The sequence below is a fragment of the Globicatella sp. HMSC072A10 genome, assembly GCF_001811625.1.
GTDB classification, from domain to species: domain Bacteria; phylum Bacillota; class Bacilli; order Lactobacillales; family Aerococcaceae; genus Globicatella; species Globicatella sanguinis.
Map to the genome: position 1 here is coordinate 1 of NZ_KV805770.1, position 10,405 is coordinate 10,405.

At 31.9% G+C, this 10,405-nt stretch carries 9 protein-coding genes; 3 read left to right on the forward strand and 6 right to left on the reverse strand.

The window, feature by feature from the left end; genetic code table 11:
* Positions 1-158: 158 nt before the first annotated feature.
* Genes HMPREF2811_RS07830 through HMPREF2811_RS07845 form a run of 4 tightly spaced genes read right to left on the reverse strand, consistent with a single transcriptional unit; the run spans position 159 to position 6,351 of the window.
* Positions 159-503, reverse strand: a complete 345-nt coding sequence (locus HMPREF2811_RS07830) for a nucleotide pyrophosphohydrolase (RefSeq protein WP_071408855.1) — start codon at positions 501-503, stop codon at positions 159-161.
* Positions 504-509: 6 nt separating this feature from the next.
* On the reverse strand, positions 510-2,111 hold the full coding sequence (locus HMPREF2811_RS07835; protein WP_071408856.1) for a type I restriction-modification system subunit M: 1,602 nt from the start codon (positions 2,109-2,111) through the stop codon (positions 510-512).
* Positions 2,112-2,126: 15 nt separating this feature from the next.
* Positions 2,127-3,344 carry a restriction endonuclease subunit S gene (locus HMPREF2811_RS07840; protein ID WP_071408857.1) on the reverse strand — a complete coding sequence of 406 codons (1,218 nt, stop codon included), beginning with the start codon at positions 3,342-3,344 and terminating at the stop codon, positions 2,127-2,129.
* A 16-nt stretch (positions 3,345-3,360) separates the two neighbouring features.
* Positions 3,361-6,351, reverse strand: a complete 2,991-nt coding sequence (locus tag HMPREF2811_RS07845; RefSeq protein WP_071408858.1) for a type I restriction endonuclease subunit R — start codon at positions 6,349-6,351, stop codon at positions 3,361-3,363.
* 24 nt (positions 6,352-6,375) lie between these two features.
* Between HMPREF2811_RS07845 and HMPREF2811_RS07850 the strand changes: the two genes are divergently transcribed.
* On the forward strand, positions 6,376-6,945 hold the full coding sequence (locus HMPREF2811_RS07850) for a restriction endonuclease subunit S (RefSeq protein ID WP_256388711.1): 570 nt from the start codon (positions 6,376-6,378) through the stop codon (positions 6,943-6,945).
* Between the two features lie 27 nt (positions 6,946-6,972).
* Entirely contained in the window at positions 6,973-7,887 is a 915-nt protein-coding gene (locus HMPREF2811_RS07855; RefSeq protein ID WP_071408859.1) for a site-specific integrase, read from the forward strand.
* Positions 7,888-7,945: 58 nt separating this feature from the next.
* Here HMPREF2811_RS07855 and HMPREF2811_RS07860 read toward each other — a convergent pair whose 3' ends face one another.
* Positions 7,946-8,782 (reverse strand): nucleotidyl transferase AbiEii/AbiGii toxin family protein, encoded by an 837-nt coding sequence (locus tag HMPREF2811_RS07860; RefSeq protein ID WP_071408860.1) that lies wholly within the window; start codon positions 8,780-8,782, stop codon positions 7,946-7,948.
* Entirely contained in the window at positions 8,782-9,369 is a 588-nt protein-coding gene (locus HMPREF2811_RS07865; RefSeq protein ID WP_071408861.1) for a type IV toxin-antitoxin system AbiEi family antitoxin domain-containing protein, read from the reverse strand. Before HMPREF2811_RS07865 ends, HMPREF2811_RS07860 begins: the two co-directional genes overlap by 1 nt.
* A gap of 172 nt (positions 9,370-9,541) precedes the next feature.
* On the opposite strand from HMPREF2811_RS07865, the gene HMPREF2811_RS07870 reads away from it, so the two are divergent.
* Positions 9,542-10,378 carry a DUF7973 family transport facilitator gene (locus tag HMPREF2811_RS07870; protein ID WP_071408862.1) on the forward strand — a complete coding sequence of 279 codons (837 nt, stop codon included), beginning with the start codon at positions 9,542-9,544 and terminating at the stop codon, positions 10,376-10,378.
* Positions 10,379-10,405 lie beyond the last annotated feature (27 nt).

Consider the following 10,405-nt stretch of genomic DNA (forward strand, 5'->3'; position numbering starts at 1 on the left):
TGTGATACGTACCTGGTTATTCGGCGTTTACTAATATACTATGTCTACTACTCGTCTAAAAATTTTGTAAAATATGCTTTAAAGTCCTTATACTAGAAACTGAATGAAAAATATAAAATAAAGAAGCATCCGAGGATTAATCGAATGCTTCTTATTAGTTAATTGTTTTCAAGCTCAGTATATTTCTTATTGCTTCCCTTTGCTTGACTAATTGGATACTTAACGCCATTTTTCATGAGTTTCTCTCGAATAATATCCGTTACGTCTAAATCCAAATTATCAGCCATCATTAAAGTATAGATTAAAACATCAGCAATTTCCTCTTTTAAATGCTCTAACGACTCTACCTTTGCTTCCTCAGACGAACGCCACTGAAAAATTTCTAATAGTTCATTAGCTTCTAAACTAATCGAAATTGCTAAATCTTTCTCGTTATGATATTGTCGCCAATTACGCTCGTCTCTAAACTGATTGATTTCTTTAATAATTTCGTTGATTTCCATGTTATTCTATTTAAATTCCTTTAAAAAATCCTGTAAGAATTGATCTTCTTCTGGTGTTGTCCCCACTAGTTGATTCAACATACCAAATAATTCTTTAGTTGTTGCCTCGATTTCAGCATCTAGTGTTTTAATATCTTTGGCAATTTCATTTAATGGAACAACTTCTTCTTCTTCAAAAGTATCAACGTATCGAGGTATATTTAAATTAAAGTCATTTTCAACAATTTCATCAAAGCTTGCTAAATAACTGAATTTATCAATTTCTTCACGACTGATATAAGTATTTAAGATTTTTTCAATGTGTTTATCAGTCATAATATTTTGATTTTTACCTTTTTCAAATTCTTTTGAAGCATCGATAAATAAAACATCTCTATTTGTTCGGTTTTTCTTAAGAATCATGATGGTTGTAGGTATACTTGTGTTAAAGAAAATATTTGCTGGTAATCCAATAACCGTATCAATTGCTCCTTCTTCTAACAATCTTTGACGAATCTTACCTTCTGCATTGCCTCTGAATAGTACACCATGTGGTAAAACAATTGCCATTACGCCAGAATTTTGTTTTAAATGATAATAACCATGAAGTAAGAATGCAAAATCAGCTTTTGACTTTGGAGCCAAAACACCAAAACTTGAAAAACGTGGATCTTGTAAAAAGCCGCTATTTGCTGACCATTTTGCAGAATAAGGTGGATTCATTAAAACAGCATCAAAATCTGTTGGTTCATCTGTTGGCCAGTCTTGATCTAAAGTATCAGCATCACGTAAATTTTGATTTTCTACAGCAACATCGTGAAGAATCATATTCATACGAGCTAAGTTATAGGTTGAACGGTTTAATTCTTGTCCAAAATAGGCAACATTATCTGGATAGTTTGAATATTTTTTTGCATTTAAAAGTAACGACCCTGACCCCATTGTTGGATCATAGACAGTGAAATCACGTTTATCCTCACGTCCATGCATAACAATTCGAGTCATTAGTTGTGAAACAGGTTGAGGCGTATAGAACTCACCTGCTTTCTTTCCAGAATCACTTGCAAATTGTCCAATTAAATATTCATAAGCATCCCCAAGAATATCACCTTCATGGTCTGCCAAATTAATATTAGACAATTCTTTCATAATTTTGGCTATTGTTGCATTTTGTTTTTGATTATTTGCACCTAATTTTCTAGAGTACAAATCTATATCCTCAAACAAATCTTCAAAAATTTCATTTGATTGTTCAATATTTCTGAAGCCTTGAGCTAAAGACTCTAATTGAAATTCACCCATGTTAGCTTGATTAACTAAAGCAGTAAAAGATAATGAAGGTTCCAAAATATAACCAATTTCGTCGTTAAGAATTGCAATCAAATCTTCACGTGTTTCATCATCCTGCCAAGAATCTTCAAATAATTTTTGTGCTTCATCAAGATTATGTGTTGGTTCTTCTAACACTTCTGAGATATAATAAAGCATTTTATCAGATAAGTATTTATAGAATACAAGGCCTAATAAATATGATTTGTATTCATTGGCATCCATTTTCGAGCGTAATTCATCCGCACAATTCCATAATGCTTGATATAAAGATCTTGAATTTTTAATTTCTTCTGTCATGTCATACTCCTTTTTTTATATAAACATTTTCGAAAGTAATGTCTTTTTCAATTCTTGATATTGTTCTATTTTTCGCTGATGAAGAGTGATGGTTGTATCAACTATTGAAAGTAAAAAACTGATGGCATCTTGCTCAGTTTTATTCGGTATATATGCAGTTGTATTTTTTAAATCAAGACTATTTATTGAGTCAAAAGTAGAACCAGTACTTAACTTTAACCAATAACCATTTAATTTAAATGTTTTCAGTAACTGAAAGATAAAACCATTTCCTTTTATTGATGCTACACCGCGACCTAGCACCACATTATATTCAGTAACTGCAACATCTCCAACAGGAGCTCGAACTGTTAAAATAATATCTCCTGGTTCTGCAGTTTTTGTAACCTCTTTTGTCCAGACTCTAGGATTTACTTTTCCATTTAAAATGTCTGCATTTCCTTGAACTAAAATATGGTCATTAGGATTATTTGTATAATTTAGTGAATTAGGCGATTGTCCCATAGTTATTGAAGTAATTTCCCCCAACTTTCGCTGTTCCCAATTGTCAGTAAAACCAGCAAATCTTAACTCAGGAACTACCCTTCCATTCTTAGGAAACATTTTTGAAAGTAAAGTTTTCTTTAAATTTTCAAGCGCTTCAAGCTTACGCTGATGAAGAGTGATGGTGGTATCGACTTGCTTGAAAAACAAGCCAACCTTTTCTTGTTCCTGTTCAGAATTAGGCAACAAATAACTAACGTGTATTAGTTGAGAAACTTTAATACTTGGCTGAACTGCACCCATTTCAATTCTTTTTGCTCGTTTTAGATTTTCTGATAACTGGAACATCTGAACCAAGAATTGTGGATTATTACCTTCTATTGCTCTGAAAGCCACGATATTTTGAGCAATAGTTGCCCCAACATAATCATCCATTAATGTTACTAGACCAGTGTTACCTACTGTAGAGAACAATATATCATCCTTCTTTATATGGGCTCGGAACCAGCCGCTGTATGTTTCTTCATCTACATATTTTGTCACCTTAGTATAATCAGGCGAAGCTTTACCCAGACTAGCAACCTCTAACAAAGGATAACGTCCAAATTCTTGAGTTGGTGGAGTTTTTCCTCTATTATCCACCGCTTTTATAACGAAATCCCCCAACTTTCGCTGTTCCCAAGCTTCAGCATTTTCACCAGAAAATTCTTTAAATCTTATTTTAGGTTGTGAAATTTTATTTTTTGACATCTACTTAATCCCCTTTCTAACGTCTGGTTTTTAGCGGTTCTACCACTTCTTCAACGAATGACTGATAAGCAGCTTTAATTTCTCTTCGATATTTTAGTGGGCTTAATGCCTTATCTCCATGTGTCTTCTTGTATTCATCGTAATTGCGAGAGTCGTCTAATGCTTTTTCTCCTCTTTGTCGTTTTTTACCAGGTAAATAATTTTCAGAATAGAATATCAATTCTTCTTCCCCTACAGCCCATTTTTTTGCAAATTCTTCCGTTTCTTCACGAATGACATTTTCATTTTTTTCGTCTAATAATTGCATAACAGATTGACCACGATAACTCACAGGATCCATTTGAATTTGATACCAGATATCTAAAATTTGTTTAGCTAACTGTGGGTTTGTAATAGATAATTCATTTATGTATTTATCTATGGAATCCATATCTTTCTTAGAAATGTCCTTAATCTCTTCATCATCGTCAGGAATAAATGATTGAATAAGACTTATAATATACTCATAATCAATAACATCAGAGTGAACCGATTCTAATTCATAATGAATATCGATTTCTTCACTGTCTTGAACTTCATCTATTACACGATTTTTAATTTCCTCTATTACATTTTGATATTTCCCATGGTAATCTTCAATAAGTCTATCAGATAGATTAAACTTCTTGAAGATTTCCTCTTTATCATAATCACTATAAACTTGAATGGATGCATATAACTTATCAAATTCTTGAAAGGCTTTAGCAAAGCGTTTTAACTCTTCAATTGAGGCACTTTCAATTTGAGGCGTATCCTCCGGTGTAGGAGCAATATCTAAAAGTGTTTTTAATTTTTTGTTAAAACGAACTATTTCTTCATCCCATTCAGGAGCTAAAACTGAATTTTCACCACCATTAGAATATAATCTTAAAGCATCATCCACTGCTAACTTAAATGTATTAGGGGATTGAAATGTCACTATTTGTCCATAATTCTTTTCTCTATCATATAAACGATTAGTACGACTAAATGCTTGAATAAGATTTTGGTATTTCATTGGAGGTCTATCAATGAACAGTGTAGATAAACAAGGTGCATCAAAACCAGTTAATAAACGGTCGACTACAATCACTAAGTCTAATTGTTCATCGCGAAAATTGTATATTTCTTTTTTTCTTGCTAAGCGATCATTAACATTCGTATTATAACCACGTAAGTCACTGATAGTATAATGGGTGCCGAATTCTTGATTATAATAATCCATGGCCTCTTTCATTTTATCTTGATTTTTAGTACTAGCTTCTTCATTTTCAGAAACGGAATACGTAATCGCAAATTTAGGAAAATCCGGAAGCCGCTTTTTTGTTTCCTCTGATATTTTAACAGGACTAGTACCATTTTTTACTGCTGTAAATAACTCAAAGTATTTTTGTGCTAAAGCGATGCTTCTAACCGTCAATATCGCATTATAAGTATTCCCTTGTCCTCTATGTAATCCTAACTTTCTTTGAGCTTGATTGACAATATAATCAACCACTTTAAGCATATGGTCTTCAGATTCATAGACTTCTTGAGGGATATCTTTTTCTTCAATTTTATTATGGAATGTATTTAAGTACTCAACTTGAAACCCTAAAACTGCTTTGTCTTTTATTGCTTCTTTAACAGTATAGGCATGTAAACATTTTCCATATTGTTCTTCAGTAGTTTGAGGTAAATCTCCAACTTGTTCCCGTTTGTTTTCTGCAAAAATAGGTGTACCTGTAAAGCCATACCACATTGAATTTACAAAAAACCTCGATAATTCTCGATGAGTTTGTGGCGTGACGGCTCTATGGCATTCATCCACGACAAAAGCAATTTCTAACTGTTTAATTCTATTTATTTTGCTTTTATAGTGCCCATATTCGAATTTGCGCAACATATTCATCATTTTTTGAATTGTAGTAACAACAACAGCTTTATCATTGGCATATAATCGATTAACTAATTCATTTGTATTCTCAGTTTCATCAATATCAAACACATCGTTTTCAGCATAAGACATGAAACTAGAGGTGGTTTGTTGATCTAAATCCCGTCTATCTACCACAAAAATAGTTTTATTAATACGTGGAATTTGTAAAAGGTTTCTTGCTACTTTATAACTAGTTAAAGTCTTTCCAGATCCAGTCGTATGCCAAATATACCCTGATTCTCTATTTTGACTTGCAAGTTTAACTTGTTCAATTGCGTGCACTTGATAGGGTCTAAGTAAGATTAAAGCTTTCTTTTCGTTATCCAATACAGAATATTGCATTACTAATTGATGTGCTCTAGGAATTGACAAAACATGTTCAGCAAATTCTAACAAATCATTAACAGGTTGATTATTTTTATCTACCCATTTAGTTAAAAATTGATCATTAAGTTTATTTTCTCTTGCTGCAGCTATATAACGAGTTTCAACCGTATTGGAAACGACAAACATTTGAAGTGAAGAATAAATCCCTCTAAACATGCCCTCTTTATCATATTTCTTTATTTGATAGAATGCCTCTTTAAAAGGAGTCGATCTATTTTTTAATTCGATATGAATCATCGGTAAACCATTAATTAGAAAAGTAACATCTAATCGACGATTACTGTCTCTTTCAGTTAATCGTTCCCTTTTTACTTGATTAACTACCTCATAAGAAGACGTTCCACCAGTAACGTTGTCTCGACGAATCACTTCTAACCTAATTTTTCCAAGTGTTGCATCCTCACGCTGTACTTCAACTCTAGCAATACCATTTTCACCTACTAACCATTTAGCAGCATTAAAATAATTTGTGAAATTTAATTGGTTTTTAATTTGTAACTTTTCCTGTTCTGTTAAAGGAACATCATTTAAAACGCTAACATTATTTTGTGCTAATTTTTCAAAGAAATTATCCCATAATTGTTCTTCTGTTCGGAGATCTTTACGATACGTCCACTGGCTTTCTCCAGTAGTTAAACGATCAATTAACTGGTTTTCTATTTTTGTTTCACCAGTAAACCTCATAACCTCTCCCCCATTTCATTAAATGTGTATACGATTAATATTTTATCATATTTAAGAAAATATTTATATATAGATTTTGAGATAACTTGGGAACAGCGAAAGTTGGGGGAACTTTCAAATCTTCTTAATAATTTGAGAATTCCTATTACTTCATCAGATAGAATAAAGGGTAGCACTCCGTATTACGGAGCAAATGGAATACAAGACTATGTTAGTGGAGAAACACATAAAGGAGATTTCGTTTTATTAGCTGAAGATGGTGCAAATGATATATATGATTATCCTATTATAAATGTGAAAGGATCGATTTGGGTTAATAATCATGCTCATGTTCTAGAAGGAAGACGAGGTAAACTATATAATTTATTTTTAGTTTATAGAATTAAATCAATTAATATTTCAAGTTATTTAGTTGGTGGTAGTAGATCGAAACTTAATAGTTCCATTTTAAAAAAAATAACATTTATGGTTCCGATTTTTAAAGAGCAAATTTTAATAGGAAACTTATTAAATCAAATTGATACGACCATCACTCTTCATCAGCGTAATTTATTTTTTCCTGTGAAAATATTTAATATTTCTCATATACTTTAGAAGTTCAATGAGTGGAAGGAGAATATTATGGTACAAGACTTACTTTTTGTAGACTATTATTGGAATTGGATTAATTTATACAAAAAAGGAGCGGTTCGTAATGTTACATTGTCAAAATATTATATGACGCATAAGTGGGTTGAAAAATTAATGCCTAATTTATTATTAAGAGATCTAAATAGATTAACTTATCAAACCTTACTAAACGATTATGCAAAGTTCCATGAAAAACAAACAACAATGGATTTTCATCATCAGTTAAAAGGTTCTATCATTGATGCTGTTGACGAAGGATTAATTGAAAGAGATCCTACACGCAAAGCAATCATCAAAGGAAAAACACCAAGGCAAAAGAAACAAAAATATTTAAGTCAATTTGAACTGCATACTTTAATACATCATCTTGATTTATCTCCAACAATATCTTGGGACTGGTTAATCTTACTCATTGCTAAAACAGGACTTCGTTTTTCTGAAGCCTTGGCTTTAACACCAGAAGATTTTGACTTTGCTCATCAAATGATTTCAATCAATAAGACCTGGGATTATAAGAATAATTCTGGCTTTTTACCAACAAAGAATCAGTCTTCTATTAGAAAAGTTAGAATAGATTGGCAATTAGTTATTCAATTTTCTGAATTAATTAAAGGATTGGATTCTGATAAACCTATCTTTGTTAATGGAAAAATCTATAATTCAACGATTAATAATATTTTAACTAGACACTGTCGAAAGATAGGGATTCCTGAAATTTCAATACATGGATTAAGGCATACACATGCCTCTCAATTATTAAGTGCTGGTGTTTCTATAGCTAGTGTTGCTCAGCGATTAGGTCATTCAAGTATGACAACAACTCAAAAAACTTATCTCCATGTCATCCAGGAATTAGAAAATAAGGATATCGATATTATCATGCGTTCAATGTCTGAATTATCTTAAAATAAACATTAACTAACTCATTGAACAAACATCCCTATCATATGGGATGTTTCTTTTCCTAAAAATCACAAGATCTTGTAAATTCGATTAATCTATCGATGACTTTCTTAAATGCTAAATCCCCAATATAATTATTATCATTTAAATAGGTTTGCCATAACTCATGAATAATCTCATCCTGTTCAATTTCTTCAATTATTTCATATACTTCTTCTAACAGATTTACTGTTTTTCTATTAGAAAATGTATTAATTATCGCCTCTCTTAAAATTTCGTTATTAATTTCGTCATGTTTTAGTGTATATAAATAATAAATATCATAAAAATCTCTCATTCTTGTAGTCGAGATATTTCTACTAATTATCGTTTCAAATTTTTCCGATAATAGTGTCTCTATAGGATATGCTAAAATAGGATAAATTGCTTTCGATAATAAGCTTGGATAATGATATAAAATTTCTCTGGGTGTAATTTTATCTCCCACGGTAATATCTAGTTTCAGAACATTCTCGATATTTTCGAAACGTGCTACTAAATGTATTCGATAATTTTCATAGACATCGTTTTCTTTGATTTCGGTAATTCTCTTTAATACAAAATCTACATTATCATTACTTTCAATATTGACAATGTCTAATATAACTTTTTCAATATAATTTTTCTTAACCGGTAAACCAATTACGGTAGTGTCCATATCTAATGTGGTTCTATTTTTAACACCAATAATTGCGGCTACTAATAAACCACCTTTAATAATAAAATTATTTTTATACTTTGATTTAGAGAGTCTTTCGATAAACTTTTCAAAGAAAAACATTTGGAGTACTTCTCCTGCGTTAAGTCCACGTACTTTTGCGTATTGTTTTATTTTCCCTTTAAGTTGATCCTTATTCATTAACCTAATACCTCCATTAAACTGCGGAGAGTTAATTCAATACCAAGTTTTCTAGAATATCTGATTAGTTTACGTTTATCAATTTGTGCTTGTTCAAAATAAGTTTTTATCGCATGAGTGTATATTTGCTTATCAATTTTATTTTTGTTAGCAATAATATCACAAATGGTTCTTTCAGCATCGTATACTTGAATTGCATTGCCAAAAGGAGACTTTTTAGTGCTAATACCTAAATCAAAGTTTTCTTTCTTGATGTAATGGACCTGTATGTTAGAGAACTTCTTTGTGAGACGACTAGCATTATACCCCTGAGGAACACTGATATGAAAGACGTTTGGGACGCGATCGCTTAAATCGTGTAAGTATAAGGCTGTATGATGTGAAAAGACAACGCGTTTATTCTTATAAGATATTAAAGCATAATCATCAACTAAGTCATCGTTTTGTATATAAACCCCTTCTTTTAGACGCTCCAATTTACCTTGGTTAACTAAATTGGATAGGGTTACTCTCGAAATCCCTTTTGATTCAGCTTGTTGTGTGGTGAAAGTTTGATAATTGGTTAACAGTTCTTCAACTTTATCCATAATGTCGCCTCCTTTATACATACATGCTTTAATTTTATAATTTTAACGCACAAATGTAAAGTGGCTAGTTGGAATTAAATCATATCACTCTCTATTAATAATAATTATTAGACTTTATTTTTTAAAATGATTATAATTTATATGGTGAAAATTTATTTTAAGGAGTGACAATATGTCAATTTTAGCAATTATTTTAGCTTTCTTTGGTGGCGTATTTGGTGCTGCGATTGGAGCGATCCCTGCGATTGGTTTATGTGGGTTCTCCGTCTTAATCGGCTCATCAATCATGGCTGCTGGAGGTTCGGCAGATTTCTTAAACAATGTCGCATTTGGTTATTTCTTTGGACCCCATATCGCTTTCACCGGTGCTGTGGCAGCAACTGCTTACTTAGGTTCTAAAGATAACTCTGGATTCCATGGAACAGATATTAATAAACAACCATTTGCTTCCAATGATTCAATGGCTTTATTAGTCGGTGGTATCTTCGCCGTTATCGGTTATTTATCAGCTTACTTAATTACTGAAGTATTGGGATTAAAAGTTGATGGTGGCGCAATCGGTATCGTAATTGGTTCAATCATTACTCGTTTAGTATTTGGTGGTGGCGAATTTATGTCGCAACCTGAAGAAGGACAACCAGTCTTCAATATGAGTTCCAATGATTTAGTCTTTGGTTTATTATGGTCAGCAGCTTACTCTGCTATCATCGCTTATGTAACCCAATTAACAGGTATTCCATTCTTTGGCTTTGGTTTTGGAGCGTTCTTATTCTTCTTTACCATCTTTGGTGCCAACTTCCCTGTTGGACATCATGTAGGAATTATCTCAGCTTTAGCAATGGTTGCTTTTAATAACTATTTCTTAGCGATTTTATTTGGTGTGATGGCGTGGTTCGTATTTGAGTTAGTCGCTCGTTTCTTCAATACCAATGTCAAAACACATATTGACCCACCCGCTTATGCAATTGCATTATTTTCATTCATTTTAAATACATTCTTCATTAAATAATGGCTCTATGTCAAGTAGTGTTGGTAA

Coding starts and splice junctions, on each gene's coding strand:
- HMPREF2811_RS07830 (WP_071408855.1), bottom strand. CDS start 503: ATGGAAATCAACGAAATTATTAAAGAAATCAATCAGTTTAGAGACGAG.
- HMPREF2811_RS07835 (WP_071408856.1), bottom strand. CDS start 2,111: ATGACAGAAGAAATTAAAAATTCAAGATCTTTATATCAAGCATTATGG.
- HMPREF2811_RS07840 (WP_071408857.1), bottom strand. CDS start 3,344: ATGTCAAAAAATAAAATTTCACAACCTAAAATAAGATTTAAAGAATTT.
- HMPREF2811_RS07845 (WP_071408858.1), bottom strand. CDS start 6,351: ATGAGGTTTACTGGTGAAACAAAAATAGAAAACCAGTTAATTGATCGT.
- HMPREF2811_RS07855 (WP_071408859.1), top strand. CDS start 6,973: ATGGTACAAGACTTACTTTTTGTAGACTATTATTGGAATTGGATTAAT.
- HMPREF2811_RS07860 (WP_071408860.1), bottom strand. CDS start 8,782: ATGAATAAGGATCAACTTAAAGGGAAAATAAAACAATACGCAAAAGTA.
- HMPREF2811_RS07865 (WP_071408861.1), bottom strand. CDS start 9,369: ATGGATAAAGTTGAAGAACTGTTAACCAATTATCAAACTTTCACCACA.
- HMPREF2811_RS07870 (WP_071408862.1), top strand. CDS start 9,542: ATGTCAATTTTAGCAATTATTTTAGCTTTCTTTGGTGGCGTATTTGGT.